Origin of the sequence: Conservatibacter flavescens (assembly GCF_002795425.1) — a bacterium.
In the GTDB taxonomy this organism is placed as follows: domain Bacteria; phylum Pseudomonadota; class Gammaproteobacteria; order Enterobacterales; family Pasteurellaceae; genus Conservatibacter; species Conservatibacter flavescens.
In genome coordinates this window covers 248,514-271,231 of record NZ_PHHA01000003.1, presented here as the reverse complement: position 1 = coordinate 271,231, position 22,718 = coordinate 248,514, and the positions used below count along the sequence as shown (strand labels likewise).

37 protein-coding genes are annotated in these 22,718 nt (G+C 40.0%); 3 read left to right on the top strand and 34 right to left on the bottom strand.

The features are described from left to right. The 22 genes from CVP05_RS12575 to CVP05_RS03160 all read right to left on the bottom strand — a co-directional run bounded on the left by CVP05_RS12575 (position 1) and on the right by CVP05_RS03160 (position 9,798). Entirely contained in the window at positions 1-147 is a 147-nt protein-coding gene (locus tag CVP05_RS12575) for a hypothetical protein (RefSeq protein WP_165773113.1), read from the bottom strand. After that, positions 147-647, bottom strand: a complete 501-nt coding sequence (locus CVP05_RS03260) for a DUF1804 family protein (RefSeq protein ID WP_100288136.1) — start codon at positions 645-647, stop codon at positions 147-149. The genes CVP05_RS12575 and CVP05_RS03260 overlap by 1 nt, the downstream gene beginning before the upstream one ends. A 4-nt stretch (positions 648-651) precedes the next feature. Beyond that, complete coding sequence (locus CVP05_RS03255) at positions 652-906, bottom strand: hypothetical protein (RefSeq protein WP_100288135.1); 255 nt, start codon at positions 904-906, stop codon at positions 652-654. Next, complete coding sequence (locus CVP05_RS03250; RefSeq protein WP_243389193.1) at positions 906-1,139, bottom strand: hypothetical protein; 234 nt, start codon at positions 1,137-1,139, stop codon at positions 906-908. Before CVP05_RS03250 ends, CVP05_RS03255 begins: the two co-directional genes overlap by 1 nt. 16 nt (positions 1,140-1,155) lie before the next feature. Further along, complete coding sequence (locus CVP05_RS03245) at positions 1,156-1,359, bottom strand: hypothetical protein (RefSeq protein WP_100288133.1); 204 nt, start codon at positions 1,357-1,359, stop codon at positions 1,156-1,158. Next, on the bottom strand, positions 1,356-1,589 hold the full coding sequence (locus tag CVP05_RS03240; protein WP_100288132.1) for a DUF2644 domain-containing protein: 234 nt from the start codon (positions 1,587-1,589) through the stop codon (positions 1,356-1,358). Before CVP05_RS03240 ends, CVP05_RS03245 begins: the two co-directional genes overlap by 4 nt. Before the next feature lie 2 nt (positions 1,590-1,591). Continuing rightward, positions 1,592-2,110 carry a glycoside hydrolase family 108 protein gene (locus CVP05_RS03235; protein ID WP_100288131.1) on the bottom strand — a complete coding sequence of 173 codons (519 nt, stop codon included), beginning with the start codon at positions 2,108-2,110 and terminating at the stop codon, positions 1,592-1,594. A 79-nt stretch (positions 2,111-2,189) separates the two neighbouring features. Further along, complete coding sequence (locus CVP05_RS03230) at positions 2,190-2,606, bottom strand: mor transcription activator family protein (RefSeq protein WP_100288130.1); 417 nt, start codon at positions 2,604-2,606, stop codon at positions 2,190-2,192. A 214-nt stretch (positions 2,607-2,820) separates the two neighbouring features. Then, positions 2,821-3,159 carry a hypothetical protein gene (locus tag CVP05_RS03225; RefSeq protein ID WP_100288129.1) on the bottom strand — a complete coding sequence of 113 codons (339 nt, stop codon included), beginning with the start codon at positions 3,157-3,159 and terminating at the stop codon, positions 2,821-2,823. 77 nt (positions 3,160-3,236) lie between these two features. Then, entirely contained in the window at positions 3,237-3,659 is a 423-nt protein-coding gene (locus CVP05_RS03220) for a phage protein GemA/Gp16 family protein (protein WP_100288128.1), read from the bottom strand. Further along, positions 3,640-4,188: a hypothetical protein gene (locus tag CVP05_RS03215; RefSeq protein ID WP_100288127.1), complete on the bottom strand. Its 549-nt coding sequence runs from the start codon at positions 4,186-4,188 to the stop codon at positions 3,640-3,642. Before CVP05_RS03215 ends, CVP05_RS03220 begins: the two co-directional genes overlap by 20 nt. Positions 4,189-4,255: 67 nt before the next feature. Next, entirely contained in the window at positions 4,256-4,504 is a 249-nt protein-coding gene (locus CVP05_RS03210; protein ID WP_100288126.1) for a hypothetical protein, read from the bottom strand. Further along, positions 4,498-4,782 carry a hypothetical protein gene (locus CVP05_RS03205; RefSeq protein WP_100288125.1) on the bottom strand — a complete coding sequence of 95 codons (285 nt, stop codon included), beginning with the start codon at positions 4,780-4,782 and terminating at the stop codon, positions 4,498-4,500. Before CVP05_RS03205 ends, CVP05_RS03210 begins: the two co-directional genes overlap by 7 nt. 147 nt (positions 4,783-4,929) lie before the next feature. Beyond that, entirely contained in the window at positions 4,930-5,112 is a 183-nt protein-coding gene (locus tag CVP05_RS03200; RefSeq protein WP_133118695.1) for a hypothetical protein, read from the bottom strand. 22 nt (positions 5,113-5,134) lie between these two features. Then, positions 5,135-5,314: an ANR family transcriptional regulator gene (locus CVP05_RS03195; protein WP_100288123.1), complete on the bottom strand. Its 180-nt coding sequence runs from the start codon at positions 5,312-5,314 to the stop codon at positions 5,135-5,137. Positions 5,315-5,416: 102 nt separating this feature from the next. Continuing rightward, positions 5,417-5,938 (bottom strand): host-nuclease inhibitor Gam family protein, encoded by a 522-nt coding sequence (locus CVP05_RS03190; RefSeq protein WP_100288122.1) that lies wholly within the window; start codon positions 5,936-5,938, stop codon positions 5,417-5,419. Between the two features lie 9 nt (positions 5,939-5,947). Beyond that, positions 5,948-6,166, bottom strand: a complete 219-nt coding sequence (locus CVP05_RS03185; protein ID WP_100288121.1) for a hypothetical protein — start codon at positions 6,164-6,166, stop codon at positions 5,948-5,950. A 9-nt stretch (positions 6,167-6,175) separates the two neighbouring features. Next, positions 6,176-6,517 carry a hypothetical protein gene (locus CVP05_RS03180; protein WP_100288120.1) on the bottom strand — a complete coding sequence of 114 codons (342 nt, stop codon included), beginning with the start codon at positions 6,515-6,517 and terminating at the stop codon, positions 6,176-6,178. Beyond that, on the bottom strand, positions 6,504-6,704 hold the full coding sequence (locus CVP05_RS03175; RefSeq protein WP_100288119.1) for a hypothetical protein: 201 nt from the start codon (positions 6,702-6,704) through the stop codon (positions 6,504-6,506). Before CVP05_RS03175 ends, CVP05_RS03180 begins: the two co-directional genes overlap by 14 nt. A gap of 19 nt (positions 6,705-6,723) precedes the next feature. Then, positions 6,724-7,605: an AAA family ATPase gene (locus CVP05_RS03170; RefSeq protein ID WP_100288118.1), complete on the bottom strand. Its 882-nt coding sequence runs from the start codon at positions 7,603-7,605 to the stop codon at positions 6,724-6,726. A gap of 9 nt (positions 7,606-7,614) precedes the next feature. Continuing rightward, positions 7,615-9,570, bottom strand: a complete 1,956-nt coding sequence (locus CVP05_RS03165) for a Mu transposase C-terminal domain-containing protein (RefSeq protein WP_100288117.1) — start codon at positions 9,568-9,570, stop codon at positions 7,615-7,617. A 9-nt stretch (positions 9,571-9,579) separates the two neighbouring features. After that, on the bottom strand, positions 9,580-9,798 hold the full coding sequence (locus CVP05_RS03160) for a helix-turn-helix domain-containing protein (RefSeq protein WP_100288116.1): 219 nt from the start codon (positions 9,796-9,798) through the stop codon (positions 9,580-9,582). Positions 9,799-10,006: 208 nt separating this feature from the next. Here CVP05_RS03160 and CVP05_RS03155 point away from each other — a divergent pair, with 208 nt between their 5' ends. The 3 genes from CVP05_RS03155 (at position 10,007) to CVP05_RS03145 (ending at position 11,557) form a co-directional block, all read left to right on the top strand. Further along, positions 10,007-10,471, top strand: a complete 465-nt coding sequence (locus tag CVP05_RS03155) for a DNA-binding protein (protein ID WP_100288115.1) — start codon at positions 10,007-10,009, stop codon at positions 10,469-10,471. An 8-nt stretch (positions 10,472-10,479) separates the two neighbouring features. Next, entirely contained in the window at positions 10,480-10,719 is a 240-nt protein-coding gene (locus CVP05_RS03150; RefSeq protein ID WP_100288114.1) for a hypothetical protein, read from the top strand. 262 nt (positions 10,720-10,981) lie between these two features. Further along, positions 10,982-11,557 carry a PfkB family carbohydrate kinase gene (locus CVP05_RS03145; protein WP_100288113.1) on the top strand — a complete coding sequence of 192 codons (576 nt, stop codon included), beginning with the start codon at positions 10,982-10,984 and terminating at the stop codon, positions 11,555-11,557. Between the two features lie 62 nt (positions 11,558-11,619). On the opposite strand, the gene CVP05_RS03140 is transcribed toward CVP05_RS03145, so the two are convergent. The 12 genes from CVP05_RS03140 to ftsY all read right to left on the bottom strand — a co-directional run bounded on the left by CVP05_RS03140 (position 11,620) and on the right by ftsY (position 22,699). Continuing rightward, the gene (locus CVP05_RS03140; RefSeq protein WP_100288112.1) at positions 11,620-12,537 is read right to left on the bottom strand and encodes a LysR substrate-binding domain-containing protein; all 918 of its coding nucleotides are present in this window, start codon (positions 12,535-12,537) and stop codon (positions 11,620-11,622) included. Between the two features lie 106 nt (positions 12,538-12,643). Further along, complete coding sequence (locus CVP05_RS03135) at positions 12,644-13,903, bottom strand: TRAP transporter large permease (protein ID WP_100288111.1); 1,260 nt, start codon at positions 13,901-13,903, stop codon at positions 12,644-12,646. Then, positions 13,900-14,460 (bottom strand): TRAP transporter small permease, encoded by a 561-nt coding sequence (locus CVP05_RS03130; RefSeq protein WP_207761342.1) that lies wholly within the window; start codon positions 14,458-14,460, stop codon positions 13,900-13,902. The genes CVP05_RS03135 and CVP05_RS03130 overlap by 4 nt, the downstream gene beginning before the upstream one ends. Further along, complete coding sequence (locus CVP05_RS03125; protein ID WP_100288110.1) at positions 14,457-15,440, bottom strand: TRAP transporter substrate-binding protein; 984 nt, start codon at positions 15,438-15,440, stop codon at positions 14,457-14,459. Before CVP05_RS03125 ends, CVP05_RS03130 begins: the two co-directional genes overlap by 4 nt. Before the next feature lie 56 nt (positions 15,441-15,496). Further along, positions 15,497-16,498, bottom strand: coding sequence for a transketolase family protein (locus CVP05_RS03120; RefSeq protein WP_207761341.1), 1,002 nt, complete (start codon positions 16,496-16,498; stop codon positions 15,497-15,499). After that, the gene (locus CVP05_RS03115; protein ID WP_100288109.1) at positions 16,498-17,334 is read right to left on the bottom strand and encodes a transketolase; all 837 of its coding nucleotides are present in this window, start codon (positions 17,332-17,334) and stop codon (positions 16,498-16,500) included. The genes CVP05_RS03120 and CVP05_RS03115 overlap by 1 nt, the downstream gene beginning before the upstream one ends. A gap of 23 nt (positions 17,335-17,357) precedes the next feature. Beyond that, a complete protein-coding gene (locus CVP05_RS03110) occupies positions 17,358-18,110 on the bottom strand; it encodes an SDR family NAD(P)-dependent oxidoreductase (protein WP_100288108.1) in 753 nt (250 codons plus the stop codon). Between the two features lie 282 nt (positions 18,111-18,392). Then, positions 18,393-18,710, bottom strand: coding sequence for a DUF2322 family protein (locus CVP05_RS03105; RefSeq protein ID WP_100288107.1), 318 nt, complete (start codon positions 18,708-18,710; stop codon positions 18,393-18,395). Positions 18,711-18,719: 9 nt separating this feature from the next. Continuing rightward, positions 18,720-19,745, bottom strand: a complete 1,026-nt coding sequence (gene murB, locus CVP05_RS03100) for a UDP-N-acetylmuramate dehydrogenase (protein WP_100288106.1) — start codon at positions 19,743-19,745, stop codon at positions 18,720-18,722. Between the two features lie 8 nt (positions 19,746-19,753). Next, positions 19,754-20,671: a permease-like cell division protein FtsX gene (gene ftsX, locus CVP05_RS03095; RefSeq protein ID WP_100288105.1), complete on the bottom strand. Its 918-nt coding sequence runs from the start codon at positions 20,669-20,671 to the stop codon at positions 19,754-19,756. A gap of 9 nt (positions 20,672-20,680) precedes the next feature. Further along, a complete protein-coding gene (ftsE, locus tag CVP05_RS03090) occupies positions 20,681-21,334 on the bottom strand; it encodes a cell division ATP-binding protein FtsE (protein WP_100288104.1) in 654 nt (217 codons plus the stop codon). Positions 21,335-21,343: 9 nt separating this feature from the next. Then, positions 21,344-22,699, bottom strand: a complete 1,356-nt coding sequence (gene ftsY, locus CVP05_RS03085; RefSeq protein WP_100288103.1) for a signal recognition particle-docking protein FtsY — start codon at positions 22,697-22,699, stop codon at positions 21,344-21,346. Positions 22,700-22,718: the final 19 nt, after the last annotated feature.

Here is a 22,718-nt window from a genome sequence, read left to right as displayed (position 1 = left end):
TTACACAGCCACTGCAACAAACAATAACCAACCCCAACCGTCTTGACCGCTTAACATAAGTTTTACCGCCCCGACAATACAGGCGAGCTGCACAACCCAACGAAAATAATAATGTTTATGAATAACCGTCTTTTTACTCTCTTTCATTATTTAAATTCCTTCTGCACAAGCACTTCCAGCTCATTAAGCATTTCTAAAAAATCAGGCAATAAATGGGGCTTCTTCGTTTTGATTAAGTTAGCCATCATCTCAATCACTCTTAACGCATTTGCAATCGCACTGGTTTCAGGCAATAACTTTTTACTTGAGGCAGTCATCTTTGCAAATGAATCAGCCAACGCCGAAAGCGCGTCCACCTTGCTTGCCGTTGTCATTTCGGTGTTTTCCTCAAGTTCTGTCACCAACGTACGGTATTTAATTAAAAAGCCTGCTAATAAACCTTGAGCAATGTTTTCAATCCCACCGCTTGCCATTACCTGCACATCACGGGCTTTTTCCCAGTTATCTCCATTGCTTTCCGCATTCGCTTTCCAGCGTCTTGCCGTACCAAAAGACACGCCTGCCTTTTCGGCTGCCATTTCAAGGCTTAAACGGTCAAAAACGTAATAGCTACGCACCGCCTTTTGTACTGATACATCGTGTGCCATTCGCCTACATTCCCAATTTCATTCGCAGCAGTTCAAAACCAACGGCAACCAAACCACCGCCCACACCACCAGCAATAATCGCTTGCTTGCGGTTTTTGTGAGCTAATTCATCAAGTAACAGGCGAGTTTTATGTAACTCTAATTGCAACTCATCAATACGTTGATTTTGTTTATCCACTTTCTGACTGATTTCATTGGTTGTCGCTAAAATTAAATCTAGTTTTTCTGAATCAGTCTGTTTTTGTTTTCTAAGACTCATTATTTGTCGGCCTTTTTATCTAATTTGTTATTCACTTCTTTTAATGAGGATAATATGTCATCTAGCTTATCCTTAATCCCTCGATTGACTTCTTGAGCAAGTTCTTTAGATTGATACTTTTGTTCCATTTCCTCTCTTAATTCTTTAACTGCTTGCTCATTATTGCTAATCCGATCAAACACCACCTTAATCGTAAAACCAATCAAGGGCGAGACGACAAAAGATATAAGCATCTGAAACAATTTCTCATCAAACATAACGCCCTCGCTTAGCACGACTTACAGGGTTACGATTGCCTTGTTTAATGGCTTCTTTCAAGCAATCACGACGCTCTTTCACTTTAGTGGAATATTTTGCCAAGCGGGGGCTTGATTTGCGTTCTAGAAGAAAAGCTAATATGTAAAACAGCGCACTCAGCCCCAAACAAACAAAAGCAATAACTAACAACATCATTTTCTTTCCTCGCGGGTTTTCGGGTTAAATTTACTCACTACCCCTTTGGTAACAGGGCTACCAAACACACACAAAGATACATAAAGCACCCAGTATTCGGAGGCAAATGTTTTGCCCTCTAAATGCGACCAAATCAGCAACCCTGTCGCTACGGCCCAGCTAAAAAATTGAATAAAGCCAGTAGTGGATAGTCGTCCGTCAGTGTTTGTTATCAACTCTTTTAATTTCATACTCACACCTCGTTATCTTTAGCGGCAAAGCGTAAGTTTTCAGCAACTCGGTTCATCCAGCCTTTGCCGAAAGTGATGAAGGTAGAAAGCTTAGTAAAAAAGTTAATACGTTCTGCGTTCATCAAAATAAGCACATCAGATAGCCCCATTGCATTGATTGCCTTGCGAGTTTGCTCACCAATAATGCCGTCATCAGCCACACCAACTGCCCGTTGTAAAATACGGCTAGCATTGCCAGAGCCATGATTCACAGCCATATCAAAAAACTGAAAAGCCACAGGTGTCGGCAATTTCTCGCACTGATAACGCTCCCAAAAGGATTTTTTATAGATTTCAAACGCTTGCTCGCGGGTCATTGCGCGCATATCACCTGTATAACCATTCGCTACTGCAGTGCGTTTTGTGATACCCCAATTAGTTTCACCACCTGGATCTTTGGGGTGATTGACATAACCGCCCTCGTGTCCGATTAGGCGATTAAAAATTTCAGAAAAGGTTAAAATTTTATAGGTTAAAGACATAAAAAAGCCCCTAAGTATGATTAAACTTAGGGGCTAGAATAAGCTTTTAAAGTGGATTCAAAGCGGTGATAAGGTTCAGTTAAAACAGGCTTGTTTGTTGTGTTTGTTGGTTTAAGCTCGCTAACATTTTAAAGGCAAAACGTTCCGTAAAACCATATTTAGGGCAAAGCTCAAGCATTGCGAAATTGCCCGATTTACCCTCGTTTTTTAGTAAATCATATTCAGCCTTAAAACGCAAATTACGCAACCGCTTCAAAGCAACTTCACAGCGGGGGATATACAACCGCTCACGGTCAAAATAGGCACGCAATTTACCCGCCTGTTCAATGCCAATCACTTTGACTAAGCGTGGGAAGTAATGTTTTCCCAGCGAAAAATAGAAATCCACCCCACCAAAATTGGCGATCACTTTCTCCGTATCGGGAAAGCCGATAACCTCCACCATTTCACGCACAACCTCAGGCAATAATTCTTCAACTTGTTTTAATTCGCTCATAGCACCTCCGAAAATAATAGCTATTCTCTCAGACGATTTTTGAATCTGTGAACTTTTGAGGTATTTTTTGCAAAAAAAAAAGTGAAAAAAAAAGACCGCTTGTTAGGCGGTCTTGAAATTTAAGAGAACATAGAGGAATAAGACTTCACCTTTTAAAAACAAATAGCCTGCAAGTAAGCAGGCTATCTTTTATCAATGTATTCGGTAAATTTTATTACTTGTATTTAGAAATAATTTGAATGGCTTGTAAAGCTATTTCCCAAGACTTTTTATGTTCTTGCATAGATAGGTTCTTACAATCAACATATTCATTACTATAATCTGTTGTATCTATCTCATCCTTATTAACGAACAAGATAACCTTTCTTAATGCACAGGCTGAAACAGGATTTTTATCGTGTCCAAACGTCCCTTCTTTCATTGAGTACGCAACATTTCTTAAAGATTGGTAATCTCCTAACATCGCTTTTTCAAGTTCCTGTTGAGCTTTTTCTGTGGCTGCATACCCTATAGCAGGAAGCATTAACACCAAAGAAGCAAATAATTTTTTCATTTTAAACCACCTTTAAAACTAAACTAAAATTAGAAATTAACATAAAAAAAGCGAGCTATGCAAAATATATCGTAATTTTATCTAGTTCTTCTACCATGCCTATGGCTATAAACCGCTAACATCTGCACCAGTTTATAAAGTTTAGCCACATCAAGGGCATTTACAGGCAAATTAAACGCATTGATTGCAATACGGTCGGCATATTGCCACGAGAGTTTATTTTCTGTTAATAATGCCTCAACTTTATTCATCAACATTACACGATCTTTGGTAATCGGCGGTAGGGTTGGTTTTCTGCCTTTGTGTTTTGATTTTACTCTAAAACCTTTTGCTTGCATTGCTTTTAAAACAATCATCAGCTCGCTATCTGTCATCACCGTACAGCTATGCTTATCCACCGTTTCAAGCAAAAACCGAGTGTAGCATTCACGATCCATTTTAAGCTCTGCCTTGCCGATATGGATTTTCTGAATCATCTGTTTACGTGTTTGCGGTTGCATTTAATTTTTCCTCTTTCCACTGTAACCAAAGCTTATAACTTTCAGTATTCTTTACCGTTTCAAGCTGCCCTAAATTTCGCATGCGTTCAATATATTCCACTGCATCAGATTTTTTTAAGTCTATATCGACCTGCGGGCTTTCAGCGTTTTTAGGCTTGTCACATCGGATAACAGCAAACTGAGGCTTGCAACTCTCATAAACTTTTTTCAAATAATTATGGTTAGCGAGCGGTTCAATTCGCCCATTTTCTTGCCGATTTCTCCGCACCTGTGTCACAGTTTCTGATAACGCATGAGCAAGTAAATTAGATGGAGGGTAAATTTCAAGCAGACTATTTAAAATTTTTAACGCCCGACTATTAGCAAGCGTACTTTTTACGGGCTTAAATAACCCCAAATAACTACTAACCGGGCGAGCACACTCCCCTAAACTCAGTATTTTATGCAATAACTCACGCCCCGCCTCATCTTCCACTAATGCCTCAAGATGTAAATCACTGTGGCAAATCGGACAACGACATAATTTCATATCTCCTCCATTTAAAACACATTATTCAGCCCACTTAAATATGGGTTAAATGGGCTGTAAATGTGGTTTAACGATTTTCTTTTTTTGTAATATCAATTTTTGCCCACCTTAAAAATGACTTAATTGATATTGTTTTCATCGTAGCCACAACGCTGTAACTACTTTTATTTTTGCGCTCTTTCAATTCACAATAAGTCACAAAACCATCACTAGGATAAATCTTTAAAATTTCCCTTTTCCCCAGTAACCCTTCTACTGTTTTTTCAGTGTTTGAAGCATATTTATGTCCCACGATCAAGTCAGATTCTTTTAACATTCTTCCTCCTCATTTTCCCATTCCGCTTCCTCAAGAATATCACTCAATATTTTATTGATTGCTTGCTGCATTCTTTTTTTATAAGCCACTTTGCTGTTTAAAACCGCTAGCTGAATAGGAGTGATAAATTCCTCATAACGTTCTAAAAGTTCAAAGCTATTTCCATTAAAATCAACTCTTGAAACATTACCTCCCCACACTTCCGTTTTTGCCGAAATGCTAAGATTCGATAATGCTTCTTTACTCATCATCACTTCTAAACAGATTTTATTAGCCATATTATTTTCCTTAGAGTTCTTTATGAGCATAAAACCGCATTTTGTAAGATATATGTAATTCCCATTCAGCGTCGTCTTTTTTTTCTAACGAGAAGATATACATTTTCATCTTCGTCATACATTTCCCAATCATCGTATTTATTACACTTACTCCTTACCAGCTAATCCCATTTTTAATATTAAATTTCGCCCTGTTTTTAAGGCACTTTTCCACACTTTTTCAGCTTGCTTAAAGTCATTATCATTCGCAATCCATAATGCAGCTTCTAGCTCGCTAATTACCTCTGCCATTTGTTGTCGTAGGTCGCTTTTTTCGGTATCGGTCATCATTATTCTCCATAAAAAGGGCGGTTTACTTGGCCAAGCAAAAATCACGACGTGCTTCACACCATTTTTTACTCGCCTCAAGTGAGGCAAAAAGTAGTGCGCACCCCCAAAGCTTTGCCGCTTCTGCATAATTGCCTGAACGTTCTTTATTTGCCGCTTTATTCGCATAGTGCGAATAGCAATCAAAAGTCTGTTTCTTTTTCATTGGTTACTCCTATTTAGTTAAAACTCATTACGAACGCCCCTTAAAAAAGGCTTTAAAGAGCGTTTAAATAAGCTTTATTTACTTTCTAAAAAGCTTGCAACATCAACTTACGTCCTGCTCAAAAGGGGTGATCACAAAGTCTTCAATCCCTGTTTTAATCGTTACCCCCGCCACCATGCTGGCAAGTTCAGGTTCGTTTAACATTGCCTCCTTATTTACCTCTTCTTTAGTGCGGATAAAGCGAGTAAGTCCTAGAGTATGCAAGTTCTCAATCACGCTATCTGCACCACGCACGCTGACACTTGGTGGACGCTGGCGCCATTGGACATCCCCAGTATTAAAGTTGCCTGTTTTGGTCTTGCCGTTGTTGGTTAGCTCGTCACGGTGGCTTTCGCACCACGCTTGCACCGCTGCCTGTATTGGTTCAAGTTCTGCCTTAATTTCATTCATTTGTGGCGCGTATTCTTCAGTAATCTCAGCTAAGCGGTTATTTTGCTCAATCACTTTGGCTTCCAACTTGCGCTGTAAATCGCCGATTTCTTTAATTGCCACTTCAACTTCATCACGGGTTTGATAACGCACAGAAAAAGTATTGGTTTTAATTCGAGTTGCTTTTCTTGCCATTGCTTTCTCCTACTTTTCGACAGTTGGACAAGTGTACGGATAATGTTCTGCATTGATTTTCGGTGTAATCCCCCCGGCGTATTGGCTGTTATAAACTAAGTAAATCACACCATCAATACACACTTCTCTGATGTGGTTATAGTAATAAGTTTTTGTCAGTTTATTTGCTGAAGCTGCTACATCACACCCCGCAAGACACATTAAGCTAATCAATATTGCAATGCGCATTTTTACCTCCTAGTGGTTAAATTTCTGTTTTAATTCGTTAGAGTAATTTTGCTTACCTTCCCAAATACATTTCACCCCCCGAACGTGCATTTGATAAAAGTCATAACGCACGCCTGCCTTTGTTTTCACACCAAACATCTGCGCAGAGCCATTTTCCACGAAACGTTTGGTTTTATCGTTTTCTCTTAAAATAATTCTTGGCTGATAACCACCTCCCCATTCCACACCTGTTACCTCAAGATCCATTTCTTCACATTCCAACATTGCAAGCTCCAGTTTTACTGTTGCTTCATAAACCGCTTTGGTCTCTTTATTGAGCGCTCGCCCTGCAAATTCGCTATACACTTTCATCTGCGTCATCCTCAGCCCCTAATTTCACAATCGTTATGCCTGTTTTGCTTCTAGCTTGCTGACTTGGTGTAGCAAGCTTTCTCACACTTGCCACTTTGATTCCCAATGTCTCTGCAACATCTTCCACTGTTCCGTCAAAGATAAATTTTTCTCCCTTATACACTGCATAAATCTGTTTATTTTTCATGTTTCCTCCTTAACTAACCTTAACTAATCAGCATTTTGGCAAATTCTTCAATTACCGCTTTGTTAATCGCTGTGCCACTAATCTCTGCACTTCGCACCACTCCGCGAATTAACTTGCTTAATCGGCGGGCATTGCCGTGACTAGCTTTCACTAATAACTCGTTAAATTCATCTGTCCCCATTGCACTAGAGGCTAACAAGGCTAAATCCTCATCAGGCAAAGCATTACCAAGATCTAATGCAAACCCCACTCGACTATAAAGCTGGGCAAGTTCATTGTTTTTGCCTTTTAAGTTAATCAATAAGCGAGGCATACCAGCCAACACCACACCAACCCCGCTCAAGTCGTGAATACGGCGGATAAACTCAAGGGAACGGGTTGAAAGTAATTCTGCCTCATCAATTAACAGCACCATTTCCGAGCCCTCTAACTTGCTTTTAATCCCATCTAATAATTCGTTATTCACCCCTCGTGTGGTTGCCCCAATCGCTTCGGCAATCTTTTTCAATAGCACTTTAGGTGTACAACTTGGATCAACCTCAATCAAAATGGCGGAGCTATTTTCTTCGGCATACTGTTTCAACATTTTGGTTTTTCCTAACCCTGCTGCCCCGTAAATCACGCTAATATCGCCATCAACGTGGGCATAACGGATAATATTCATCCCGCGACGCGCTGCCAACGTTGGCACAAATTCAGCGTTATACTTCGCCTCTAACACCTTCTCTTTCGAGCGGGCAATCAGCTCGTCCACCTTTTTATCAAGGTTTTCCACATCCCCGTTATATAGACCTTTTAAATACAAACTCACAGTCGTCACCGACACACCTAACAACTGTGCCGCTTGTTTTTGTTGCAGCCCTTTGGCTGTCATAAAATCTTTTAATTCTTGGTTTTTCATCATCAATCCCTAGCCAAAGGCTTTCTGTTGTTTACGTTCCCAATCTTCTTTATCTGCTTCGGTTAAGAAAATTGGCATTGCTTGTTTTGCTGTTTTTTGTACTGGGACAAAGCTAAAATCAGGCTGATTTTCAATCGTTCTAACAGGGTTTAACTCCTTATTATTACGGTCAATCTTCGTTTGTAATCGCTTATTCGCTGTGCGTACCGATTTCTCTCTTGCTTGTTCCATATAGCTTTGCGAGAATGCAGCCCGTTTATTGCCGTCAAGTTCTGCTCGACAAATCCAACGCCCGTCCATTGTTTTTACTATTACATAACTCGGATCGTGTATATCAAAGCCTACTCGCACCTTATCGCCGTGATATTCTGCTAGTGCTGTGCTAAAGTAAGTATTTGTATGCAATTCCACCAACCCGCGACTAACAGTACGAATTTCCTCAGGGCGAAATAACAGCTCAAGCTCAAACTCTGTTAACCACCGCAACTGCGGTTTTTCATTGGCTAAAATCCACTCCTTATACTCAAACGGGCTAAAATGTGTGCCATCCGCCTTTTTCGGTAATTCGCTGTGCGGTGTACGGTTATACTCCTCAAACACCCGCTCAACATCGGTAATAAACACCTCAAAGCGTGGCATTTTGTTATAAAAGCGAGCCTGTTCCGCACTCAACTCCTTGCCCTTTTCAATCGCATTCACTGCACTTTCAATTTTGCGATGAATTAAATGTGCCGAACTTTTATCCACCGATTTTGTAACAGCTGTTTCATACTCCCGAGCCAGCGGAATTAACGTGCTTTTCCAAAGTCGCTCCACAATGCCTCGCCCTTGTGGATTGCCCGCAATCCCTGTGGCATGTGTAATGCCAAGCCGAGAAAACAAACCGGTTACCTCACAATCAAGTCGTTTATTTTTCTCACCACCACCGTTATCTGAGTAATACACCAACGGCAGCCCACATCGTTCAATGCTATGTCGCAACGCATCGCCCACCGCAATCACACTCTCCGATTTCGCTAAGCTCCAACCCACCACATAGCGGGTGCGACCATCTACAATTGCTGTAACCTCAGGCTGAAAGCCGTGTGCGTGGTCAGGGTGTCGCACTTTGGCTTTAAAGCCGTGACCGTCGCCCACATACACCTCAAACAAGCCTAAAACATCCCATTCTCGGCGAGTAAACGGCAATTTCGCTTTATACGCAGCTCCTGTTAATCGCCCACGTTGTAAAACAATCTCAGGCGTTTTTGCCATCATTCGTCGCACTTGCGATAGGCTTGGCACGTCCCCTTGATAGGCTTCAACAAATCGCTTATAAGCGTGCGTAACCGAAACCCCAGTCATTGTTTGGTAAAAGGGCAGAAAATCCCGATACCACGCTGCACTTTCCCAATCTCTCGCTTTTCGCCCCAGCCCTGTGGGTACTAAGGCTTTCAGCCGTTCGGTTGGCGTTTCTGCCTTCTCATATTCCAGCACCCATTCATACAAAGTGCGGACAGACAAGGAAATTTTCTTTCTTGGTTTGGCATTGCCTAAGGCAACCATTTTCATCAGCTCATCAGGCAACTCGCCTAACTTCACCTGGTCACAAAATTGCATCATTAATGCGCGACGCTTGCCTTTTTCAGTTCCTTCAATGGTTAAAAAGTAACTGGCCACTGCCATTCTTGCGTCTGCAATTGATATTTGCTTTGCCTTACAAGCTTTTAAATCCAAATTTTCACGCTCCACCGAAAGCGGTGCTTTCGGTTTATTTGCCAACATTTGTGAGGCAAATTTCACTCTTAACTGTTTTTGGGTTTCAAGGGGGAGGCTGGTAAAGTGATATTCAAAAGCTGCTCCTCTTACACCTTGAATTTGCCGTTTCTGCCAGTTTTCCTTAGTCGCTTTCCTTGTAAGATTACTTGGATTACTTGGTAAACCTCCTAATCCAGAAACCTCTTTAGGAGAAAACCACTCTTTCATAAACCACCTCTATAAATAGCGAGAAGGCCATATATCAACCGGTTTTAACCCCAACGCATCTGCAATAATTTTCTCTCCTTTTGGATAAGGTTTATCTAAAGCATTGCGAACAGTTGTTTTAGCTAACCCGTTTTCAATTCCTAATTGAGCAAATGTTTTACCTTTTTTCATTAGCTCACCTCGAATTTCATGATTAGTCATATCTTGAGATCTTTTCTTTCTACTCATTTTGTGAGATCCTTTAACTAGCTACTCAATCTAGTTAAATGGTGTAAACCACTTAACTATTGAATGCATAATATAGTGAATTCCTTTTAAAATCAATATATGAATTCAAAAGAATTCACAAATATCGCGATTATTTTTATAACTAATTGAATTTAAAATAAATTTATTTTAATCTTTTGAATTCAATATGAATTTTCAAGGTGTTATTATGAATTCATATCAAAATAAAGAATGGTTTAGTGCTTTTGAATTGATTGGAAAGGGAGAATTACCTAATCAAGCTACGAATATCACTAGAAAGGCGACTAAAGAAAACTGGCTAAAACGACAAATAAAAGGCAAAAAAGGAGTTGCATTTGAATATCACTATTCTTCTTTACCTGAAAGCGTACAAAATGCGTTAGGCTTTATCACGAAGCCCACAGAATTACCAACTGATAGAGTTATTAAGACAGCTTTACCGCTTAATTTAGCCCAAAAGGAAAGAGATTGCGTAGAAGTCAGTAAAATGCGACTACTTACCGCCATTGAAACACTAGAGGAAATACTAGAGATAACCCACAAAACCATGAAACCAAAAGCAAAAGCCCAAATGGTGTGGATGATTTATGAATTGCTCAACGAAGAAAGCGCAAACGAAAAAATTGTAGATATGATAAAATTAGTAGCTTAGGAAGAACAATGGATAAACACTCAATTCTTAAATTTTTTAACGATAACAGCCAAACAAAATCAAACAATACCAATGACGAAATGTCATTACAAATAATGAATCACGGTAATATTGTGGTAAACTACGGAGACAACGCCACCACGAACGTGGGGTGTGAAGTTAACAACAACGAGAACCTAACCTGCGAAGATAAGGCCGAAGTAAACGCTCTTATCCGCACGTTAGAAAACAAAAAAGCCCACAAATAAGAATAGTTTATTACGCCATCTTAGCCATTTAAAAACAGTTTAAAATCATTTTAAAACCGTTCTATTCACTGCTCATTTTATGCAAAAATTTGTGCAATTTTTTACTATTTTTGCTCATTTTAAAAATCATTAATTTTTGCATACATTTCCACCCCAAAAAAACACAATCCCAATAAATAAGCCCTTCCACGCTATTTTTTTCGCGCAAATTTTTTATCTTTCTTTTATGCAAAAATAAACACTACCCTACAATTTAGCACAAATTCATTGCTCTGCCAAAATTGCGCATATTGCTTATCTCCCCTTACTGCCAGCACTGCTTCAGCAAGATATCTTAACCTCTGCGCTACATCGATTAAAAGAAAGTGGCTTCTCGATTTCAATTGATTTAGTCTCAGTACAGGACTCTGCTATTTTTCAGGAACAGATTCGCCCGATTTTACCGTATATTGATTTTGTGATTATTAACGATGTTGAAGCCTGTATTTTGGCCAATAAAAATACGAGAAACCTGACTGATTTAGCCAAAATTATTTATCAACTTGGCGTGAAAAATACCGTTATTATCCATAGCCCTCAACAAGCCGTCGCTTATAATGCTCAAGAAATAGTGGTTGTGCCTTCCTATTGGGTGGATAAGCGCAACATTCTTAGCACACTCGGCGCCGGCGATGCGTTTTGTGCTGGAGTGCTATATGGTTTGCATAACAATATGCCATTGGAGGAAACATTAAAATTAGGACATGGTCTTGCTTATTTTAATTTATTTTCTTTATCCGCCACAGATGGCGCCGTTTCTTATTCTGAATTACAGCATTTTATTCAATCACAGGTATAGCCTATTGTAGAGCATGCTTTGACGACAGATTAAACAGACGAAAAACATAATTGATGACTTAGTCAGCAATGTGCTTCTTTACTGAATTCCAGCTCTTCTGTTAACCAATCAACAAAGCATTGTATTTTTCGATATTTCTTATATGAATGAGGAAAAACAATATAATGCGCATTAATCGGAACCATAAAATCTGCTCCAAATACCGGAACCAGTTTTCCCGATTGAATATAAGACTGGGCAAGCAAACTGCTTTCTATAATAATACCTAAATTTTGTTTCGCTGCTTCAAAACTCATATAAGAGCGATCAAAACTGAAAGCATAAGACAAATCTTCCGTTTGAATATTGTGATATGCAAACCATTGCTTCCACTGCATAATCATACATTGTGAGCGAATGAGATCATGTTGTAATAAGTCTATGGGTTTACGGATTTGATGTTTTTTCACAAACTCCGGATGAGCGAATACAACCGCATATTCATTTTTCACCGGAATTGCATGTAGCCCTTTCCAAGAAAAGCTCCCATAACGAATATCCACATCAATTTGTGCCAAATTAAATTGTATATTTTCATATGAGCAATCAATATTAATTTGGTATTCTGGATAATGCTTTTTAAATTTTTCTAAACGAGGAAGCAAATAAAGCAGACCAAAGGTTGGGGCGGTATGAATACGTAAGGTTTCTTGCTCTTGCCTTTCAATAATATCTGTTGTGGCAACACTCATTGCATGTAATGCCCCAGAAATATTTTCAAAATACTGTAATCCAACATCCGTGAGCTTCATGCCTCTTCCCGTTCGAAAGAACAGCTTTTTATTTAAGAAATGTTCCAGTGTGGCAATTTGATGGCTCACGGCAGACGGCGTAATATTCAATGCTTCTGCTGCACTCACAATATTGCCCCAATGTGCAACTTGTTCGAATGCTTGAATAGATTTTATTGGTGGAATAGACCCTTTTTTATAAGTCGACATACATGGTCCTTATTATGTTGTCTTACAATCAATTTTTATTGTTATGATATTGACATGAAAAGTAATAAATGTGCTAGCGTTCCATGCTAACACATTCATCAATGACTTAATAAATGGTCATACTCGGAAGATAAGACATCATTATCAAAACCAATAATGATACAAGATAAAATGGTAATAATTCTTTTGCGACACGTCCCATAGGCTCTTTTGAAATCGCAGTCGCAATAAAGAGCGTTGTCCCCACCGGTGGCGTAAAGAGGCCTATACTTAAATTCACCGCCATCATGACACCTAATTGCACAAGATCTAATCCGATTGCCTGCGCAATAGACACAAATGTGGGTCCCAATAGTAAAATAGCTGCCGGGAGATCAAGAAACATGCCAAGCAACAACATAATAAGATTCAACATTAAAATAATTAATAGCGGGTTCTTTAAGGTTTCTAATGCCCAATTAGCGACTAAAGTCGGGACGGATTCAACTGTTAAAATATAACCCACCAAATTAGAGGAAGTAATCACTAGCATGACTACACCTGTGGTTATTGCGGTATGAACCAGCGCTTTATATAAACGCGCTAATGTCATATCTCGATAAATCAAGGCGCTCACCACCGCACCATAAGTTACCGCGATAATACTCACTTCTGTTGGTGTCGCAATACCTGCGCGCAATAAAACGACAATAAACACAGGCATCATTAAAGCAGGTAAAGATTTCAAAAAGACGAGCAATAAATATGACCACGTCATTTTTTCTGTTAATTTAGGAAATTGTCTCAAACGCCCTGATAAAGAACAAACAATAAGAAATCCGAAGCAAAGTAATAACCCAGGCAATACCCCTGCCATAAATAGCGCGGCAATTGATTGATTAGCGACAACCGCATAGAGAATTAATGCGATAGAGGGCGGAATTAAGCCAGCAATAACAGAGGAAGCCGCGACGGCAGCTGCGCTAAATGCCGGTGGGTATCCTTCTCTTTTTTGCCATGGAATCATCATAGATCCTAGTGCAGAGGCTTCTGCTACTGCAGAACCGGAAACCCCGCCAAATACTGTACACCCAACAACGGTCACTTGCCCTAATCCACCATTACGACGCCCCACTAGAGCGGTCGCAAAATTAATTAACCGTTCTCCCAGCTTCCCGCCCATCATAATATTCCCTGATAGAATAAAAAACGGAATCGCTAATAATGGGAAACTTTGTGTCGGTTGAAAAATCTTAGTCACTGCAACAATTAACGGGATTTCATTCGTTAAAATAATGGCAAAACCCGAACTCATAATCAATGCATAACCTATTGGCATGGCTAACACCAAAAGAACAAAGAAAATCAGCAACATAAATACTGTCATGACTTATCCTCCGCCATTTGTCTAACGCTACTGGGTTCGCTATCCGTATAAAACACACGAATAACCGTTGTTAATGCGGTTATGGCTAAACTCAAAAATCCTACTGTCATTGACAAATAAGCCCAACTGGAACTGATATTCGTCACCGGAAAGGTTTCCTCTCCGACGATCTCAATCACTTCAAAGCTCAACCAAGTCAAATACATAAAAATACCCGCAGCTAATAAGTTTATCGATATGAACAGCACCTTATTCATGGATACATTAAGAAATGAGGGAATAATATTCACACTGACATGCATGCCCTTTTGTGCAGCCAACACAATCCCCATCATGACAAACCAAGGAAACAGTAAATTCGGCATCTCATGTGGCCAGCCAAGACTTTCACTCGTAAAATATCGCACAAATACTTCCAATAATAACGAAGCAAAAATCGCTATAATGGATAAAATCACGGCAATAATGGAAACAGCGGTAATACATTTATCAATATACAGGGTATTTTTCAAAATACCCTTTTCCATATTGCTCAAGTTCCCTTGAGTTCTAATCATTGTGCCGCCTTTTGAACTTCATCCAACAATAATTGAGCAAATGCTTTATTTGTTTTTGTCCATTTGTCATAAACGGGTTTTGTTGCCTCCACAAATTGAGCTTGATTAATTTCATTAATTTTCACACCAAGTTCTTGTAATTTGCCCGTTAACTCACTATCTGATTGCATAGAAAGCTGTCGATTATAATTTTTCGCTTCTTCTGCGGCTCGTTTCACCGCATCTTTATCTTGCTCAGACAGCTTATCCCAAATGCGTTTACTCACTAATAAAGGCGTTGTTTGGTAGGTGTGGCCAGTTAAACTAATATATTTCTGCACCTCATATAATTTAGAAAAATAAATATTCATTAACGGATTCTCTTGACCATCAAATACGCCTTGTTGCAAAGCAATGTATAATTCAGAGAATGCCAACGGTGCAGGGTTTGCGCCTAGCGCTCTCATAATATCCAACGTCATCGGATCCGGCGGAGTTCTAATTTTCAATCCTTTCATCTCCTCTGGCGTTAAGATGGGATGTGCATTATTACTCGTATGTCTAAAACCATTATCCCAAATCGCCAATACCTCTAACCCTTTTTGACGAGCATAGCGATTTAACTCTTCACCAACCGCACCGTCCATCACTTTATATGTATGATTCAAATCTTTAAAAAGAAAAGGCAATCCAATTAATGCAAATTCTTTCACAATCCCTGATGTTGTTCCTTGAGAGTTTGCACTAAATTCTAATGTCCCTAAACGCATATTCGTTAATGCTTCTGCATCATCAGCAAAACGTGAATTCCCCCCAACATCCACTTTAATTCGCCCCTCAGTATATTGTTCAACTAATTCTGCAAATTTAATTGAAGCTAAATCTTTTGGATTACCCGCTGCCGCACTATGCGCTAAACGCATATGCGTGGTGGCATAGGCAGAACTCGTCATCAACGCAAAAAGAGAAGCGGACAAGAAAAGCAGTTTTTTCAATTTCATACATAGTCTCCTACTGTGTTAGTCATCGTGATCTACGATTGAGCGATCAATCTTGATTATTTAAGCCATTGCTTAATTTGCGTACAAATTCTGTCTAATGAAATCCCGTAGCGCTCATGTAATGTTGGTAATGCACCAGCATCAAGGAACGCATCCGGTAATGTAATTTGCTTATAATTAATCTGTCCTAAACCATTATTCATCAAGGTGAGAGACAGAGCCTCACTTAACCCACCAATAATGGTATGGTTTTCTGCACTGACAATTAAGCGATTCGGTTGACTTCCAATCTCTTTCAAAATCGTTTCCGTATCTAATGGCTTAATCGTCGGCACATGTAATACACCTACATCAATCTGCTCTTTTTCCAACGCCTCTGCTGCCTCTAATACTCGCATTGTCATCAAGCCCGTACTCACAAATAACACATCTTTTCCGGTTTTGATTAATTGTGCTTTTCCCAGCTTAAACTGATAATTGTATTTATCTAATACTTTCGGCACTCGACCACGTAATAAACGCATATACACCGGTCCTTGATATTCTGCGATCACCGGCACTATCTGTTCTATTTCTACTGCATCACAAGGATCAATCACCATCATATTGGGAATAGCACGCATTAACGCTAAATCTTCACAAGCTTGATGACTCGGTCCATATCCCGTTGTCAATCCCGGCAATGCGGCACAAATCTTAACGTTTAAATGTTCCTCTGCGATTACCTGATGGATAAAATCAAATGCACGTCTTGTCGCAAATACGGCATAGCTTGTCACAAACGGGACTAAACCTGTTTTCGCCATACCACCGGCAGAAGCCAATAATAATTGTTCAGCCATTCCCATTTGATAAAAACGCTGTGGAAACTCATCTCTGAAAATATGTAAATCTGTATACTTGGCTAAATCTGCGGTTAATCCAACAATATTCGCATTTTTCTTTGCAACTTCAACTAAAGCATGTCCAAAAGGCGCTGAAATCGTTTCCTGTCCCTCACTTGCGATAGAAGCTATCATGGCAGAGGTTGTTAATTTTTTCTTGGTTGCTGACATCATTAATTCTCCCGACCATACCGTTCATCTAATAAACTCATTGCTAACGCCCATTCTTCCGCTTCAACTCGAATAAAATGATTCTTCTCACGCTGTTCTAAGAATGGCACCCCTTTCCCCATTAATGTATCGAAAATGATCACTCGCGGTTGTTGATGTTCATACTCTCTTGCCTGATTAAACGCCTGATACACCGCCTGTAAATCATTGCCATCAACCCGCTGAACATACCAACCAAAGGCAGACCATTTCTCCACTAACGGTTCAAAATTCAAAACTTCTTTTGAAGGCGCATCCGCCTGCTGATTATTCACATCAATCAAACAGATTAAATTATCTAACTTATGGTGCGCCGCAGACATAGCCGCCTCCCATGTTGAACCCTCGTCTAGCTCACCATCAGACATGGAGTTATACACAAAACTTGTTTTACCTGTTTGTTTTAGCCCTAACGCAATCCCCACCGCAATAGACAAACCCTGTCCTAATGAACCGCCAGACATCTCCATACCCGGTGTATAAGCCGCCATACCTGACATGGGTAAATGGCTATCATCAGAACCATACGCAGCGATATCTTTAGGATCCAATATCCCTGCTTCCATCAATGCTGCATAATGCGCAATAGCATAATGACCATGGGACAATAAAAACCAATCCCGCTCCTCCCATTCCGGATTTTTAGGATCGATGTTCAAAGCATGGCAATAAGCTGTCGCTAATACATCTGCATAACCTAATGCCTGTCCGACATATCCTTGCCCTTGTACTTCTCCCATCTGTAATGCATAGCGTCGAATGTGATACGCATGCTGCTTAAGTTTTGAAATATCAGTCATTGTAGTCACCTCTTTCATTCCGATTAATGCATATGCATTCCACCATTCACATCTAATGTGATTCCTGTTGAATAAGAAGCTAAATCACTCGCTAAAAACAGGGCGGCGCGGGCAATATCAATTGCCTCTCCCAATCGATTCAAAGGAATACCTGCAATAATATTGGCTTTTTGTGTATCAGATAATTTACCTTGTGTAATATCCGTTTGGATCAAACCAGGTGTAATGCAATTTACCCGAATACCATCATTTCCTAACTCACGAGCCATCGCTTTAGCCAAACCCAATACCCCCGCTTTTGCTGCACTATAGTGTGGACCACCAAAAATACCGCCACCACGCTGGGCCGATACAGATGAAATACACACTATACTGCCTGATTTCTGTTTACGCATAGAGGGGATAACCGCCTGAGACATCAGCAATGTACCACGCAAACTCACATCTAAAACCGCATCATAATGACCCGATTGAATATCCATCACTTTTAATGGCTGTGTAATACCCGCGTTATTGACCAATACATCAATGCGTCCATATTTGGCCAAAATCTTTTCCATCGCCTGCTGAACCTGAGCCTCATCAGCCACATTTATCGCAACGCCTAAATGGCCTTCACCAGGTAATGCTTTCGCAGCATTAATCGATGCTTGTTCATCTAAATCAGCAATCACCACTTTTGCCCCTTGTTGAGCAAATAACACTGCGGTGGCGCGCCCTAAGCCTCGAATAGAAGCGGCTCCCGTAATAATTGCAACTTTGTCTTTTAATAACATAAATAAAACCCCTAACAATAATGACTTTGATTGATAGGCATACCATAGAGGAATATTATGTTGAGAGGAATACACAAATTCTCATGTGTCGTTGAGAAAAATTGAAAGCGTGATAGAAATAACAAAAAAATAACAAAATCTATCGTCTCTCTACTTCAATTTAATACATGTTAGACTTGCTGTATGCTGGATAGGAACGATACTCGCCGTTCTTGTTTGGCAATGCGTTTATTTGACAATTATTCGTATAATAAAAAACGGTCAAAATTGACCGCTCTTTTACTATTTTTCAACGGCTATTAACCGATAATTCAACGACTTATCAATCACATTAAATAAGAAATCAATATTTGGATGTTTGCCTATATTCGCTTTTGCATCAAGGGTGTGCTCCGCAAATAAGGCCAAACCTTTTTCTGCCGAAGTGCGGTCCAATTGACCTGAAAATGCTAAAGCCAGGGCATAATATACCCGTAACGATCCCAATTTTCCCTCAATGGCTGGAATGTGGTGGATAACTTGTTGGTTAACATCTACGATGTCTAAGCCACTTAAATGATCTACCGTCGGTAATGTTGTCAATATTTGTTTAAAATCCATCTTTACTCCTTAACTAATGGCTTGTTCACTATCGATTTCTCCCCTTAGACCAATAAAACGGACTTCAGGTTGTAAGCAAACATTAAATTTTGTCGCAACACATTGGCGGACATGATGGGCAAGTTCAACCACATCGGAACCTGTGGCATGACCGGTATTGACTAAAACAAGCGCTTGATTTTGGTGTACGGCTGCGCCACCAATTTGAAATCCTTTTAATCCACATTGATCGATGAGCCAACCTGCCGCTAATTTTACTGTTCCATCATGCTGGGGAAAATAAGGCATATTAGGATAATCTTGTTTAAGCGCATCTGCTAATTTAGCCTCCACCACTGGATTTTTAAAAAAGCTCCCTGCATTACCCAATATATTGGGATCAGGTAATTTTGTCCGTCGAACTAAACAGACTTCGTCAAAAACTTGCTGAGCCGTCACCGTATTGGGATCAAAGGTTGATAATGAACCATAACCTAACACAGGAGACCACTGCTTAGCGAGTTTCAATCCGACCGCGTAAATAAAATACCCATCACGATATTGATGTTTAAAAATACTTTCTCGATAACCAAATTGGCAGGCCTGTGCATTTAAACGAAATTGTTCGCCATTGTGTAAATTCATGATATCCACATAATCGCATACATCTTTAAATTCCACACCATATGCGCCAATATTTTGAATAGGGGCTGTGCCAACACAACCGGGGATTAACGCCAGATTCTCTAATCCTCCGATGCCATGCTGTAAAGTCCACTCCACTAACCCATGCCAATTTTCACCCCCTTGCACATGCAAATAATGAAATTGGTCATCTTGTTTATGCTCAATACCACGTAAGTGATTAATAAACACCGTGCCATGAAAATCGTCTAAAAACAACACATTACTACCCTGCCCTAGAAAAAGGACTGGCTCATTTTGTTGCTGACATGCCAACCACTGAGAGCGAAGCGCTGAAAGTGCGGTAACTTTTACAATATTTTTTGCTTTGGCCGGCAAAGAAAAAGTATGGAAAGGTTGTAAAGTCTGCATAGCATCTCCTATTCATTAATGTGTCGAGAGGCGGAAATCCATGCGGAGGCATAACCCACAACCGAACAAATCACTAATAAAAACAATACTTCACCAAAACTTAACCCGTTAAGCATAAATTTCACCGCAAAAATATCCGTGACGTATTGAACTGCACTCGTAAAATACCCAATTAAAAGGCTACTTAATAAACAGGCAAATAACCCGCCAAGAAAACCATAAATCACGCCGGTATACAGAAAAGGGCGTAAAATAAATTGTTCTGTCGCCCCCAGTAATTTCGTGACTTCAATATCCGCGCGGCTACTATACACATCTGATCGTATGCTGTTAGCAATCACTAAACATACTGCAAGCGTCATTAGTACAGCGCAAAAAATCGCCACATGCGCAATCAACCAAGTTAATGCCGTTAATTTTTCCATCCAATCATTATCTAAACGAACTTCTTGTACACCTTTAATTTTATTTAAGTTTTCTCGCAAGGTATTCCGTTTGGATAATTCATTATATTCCGTTGTTGGTGTAATCATAACAACAGCTGGTAAAGGGTTATCGTCCAAAATATCTAATTCTTCGCCAAACCCCGACCATGACCGAAATTGGTTAAGGCTTTCTTGGCGTGAAATATAAGTTAATGATTCCACCCCCTCTTGAGCGCGAATTTTTTCGACCACACTATTTGCATCCTCTTCACTTAAATTTTTATGCAAATACACAGTCAATTCACTTTCAGGATAAAACTGTGTCGCGGCTAAGTGCGTGTTTTTCCACAATAAATAACTTACCGTTGGAATTGTTAACGATACAGTGATCACTAAAATCGTCAGCAATGTGCCAAACTTTTTCTTCATTAAATCCGTCCAAACAGAACGGAATACATACTGCATTTGCAACCAAAATGGTGCATCAATACGACGACTCATAACCGGTTCCTAATAACGTAAATGCCCTTGCTCTAGAATAAGGCAAGGTTTGGGTTTCTGTTGAACTAATGCACGATCATGAGTAGCAATTAACACGGTCACGCCGGCACGATTAAATTCTTCAAATAAGGAAAAAATATCTAAGGATAAGGCTTCATCAAGATTACCCGTTGGTTCATCAGCCAATAACAGCTGCGGACGATTCACAATAGCACGAGCAATATCCACGCGTTGCTGCTCGCCCCCTGAAAGATGAATAGGTAGATGATTTGCTCGATTGAGTAATCCCACCCGATCTAAGGCAGCTGAAGCGCGGCGCTTGATTTCATGAGGATGCATACCACTAATAATTAACGGCAAAGACACATTATCCAAAATAGAACGATCAGATAATAAGCGATAATCTTGGTGTACCATACCAATCTGACGGCGTAAAAAAGGAATTTCGTGCTTATTTAAACGGGTAATATCATGGCCGTTAAACCAAATATTCCCCCCATTCGCACGCTCTATTCCCATAATCAATTTCAATAAGGTACTTTTCCCTGCACCAGAATGCCCCATTAAATAAGTCATACTGCCTACAGGCAAATGAAAAGTCAGCCCTTGTAATGCAGGTTTACCGCCTAAATAGGCTTTGCTGACATTTGAAAATCTAATCATAGCGTTACTCTATTCTTCTTCCTGTACAAAAAGGGCATCAATAAATTCGTCAGCATTAAACTGGCGTAAATCCTCGATTTTTTCACCCACACCGATATAACGAATCGGTAAATTAAATTGGTCAGCTATCGCAAAAATGACACCGCCTTTGGCAGTACCATCTAGTTTAGTTAAGCTAATCCCCGTTAAGCCTACAGCCTCATGAAAGATTTTTGCTTGGCTAATCGCATTCTGCCCAGTTCCAGCATCAAGCGTGAGCATAATTTCATGTGGGGCGGTTTCATCATATTTTTTCATCACCCGAACAATTTTCTTCAACTCGTCCATCAGATTATTTTTGTTTTGCAAACGTCCTGCCGTATCCGCAATCAGGATATCTGTGCCACGTGCCGCTGCAGACTGCATGGCATCAAAAATGACTGAAGCCGAATCAGATCCTGTACTTTGAGCAACCACTGGAATATGGTTACGTTCGCCCCAAACTTGCAATTGCTCCACCGCTGCCGCACGAAAGGTATCTCCGGCCGCCAACATAACAGATTTCCCTTGAGACTGAAATTGACGAGCAAGCTTACCAATAGTCGTTGTTTTCCCCACACCATTGACACCCACCATTAAAATGACATACGGTTTTTTATTGTGATCAATCACTAACGGCTGTTCTACTGGCTTTAAAATCTCAGACATTTCAACTTTCAATTGCTGATAAAGCAAATCCGCATCTTGTAATTGTTTACGGCTAGCATGTTGCGTTAAATTATGAATGATCTTATTGGTAGTCGGCACACCAATATCCGCGATCAATAGCTGTTCTTCTAATTCCTCAAACAACTCATCATCAATTTTTTTGCCCCGAAATAAACTGCGAAAGCCCGCCCCAATATTCTGTTTAGTCTTGAGCAATCCTTTCACTAAGCGACTAAAAAAACCACCTTCACTGGGTTTCTCTTGGGTATCACTAGACATCTCTTGAGGCGCTACAACCTCAGAGGCTTCTTCCTCTTCTGAAAAAAGTGGTTCAATATCGACCGCACTTTCTACAACCTCGACACTGGCTGACTTCACGTCCTCTTCAGTAGGCTCTGGCAACACTTGTTCAAGTTCTATAGGCTCAAGCGCCGTCGCATTTTCTTCTAAAATAAGCTGCGTTTCTTCTTTCGCAAAATTTTCCACAACCTCTGTCAGTTCTGGCACAACATCCGCTTGCGTTGTAGATTCATGCGACTCAGGCTCTGAATCAACCTGTTCTGCCTCAACAGGCAATTCTGCTTCTTGTGTTTCCTCAACGCGTTCTTCTACAACATTCTCTTCTTTCTGCTTGCCTAAGCCTAGCCAAGACCAAAAACCTTTTTTCTTCTCTGACATATACTACCTTTCCGCTTGA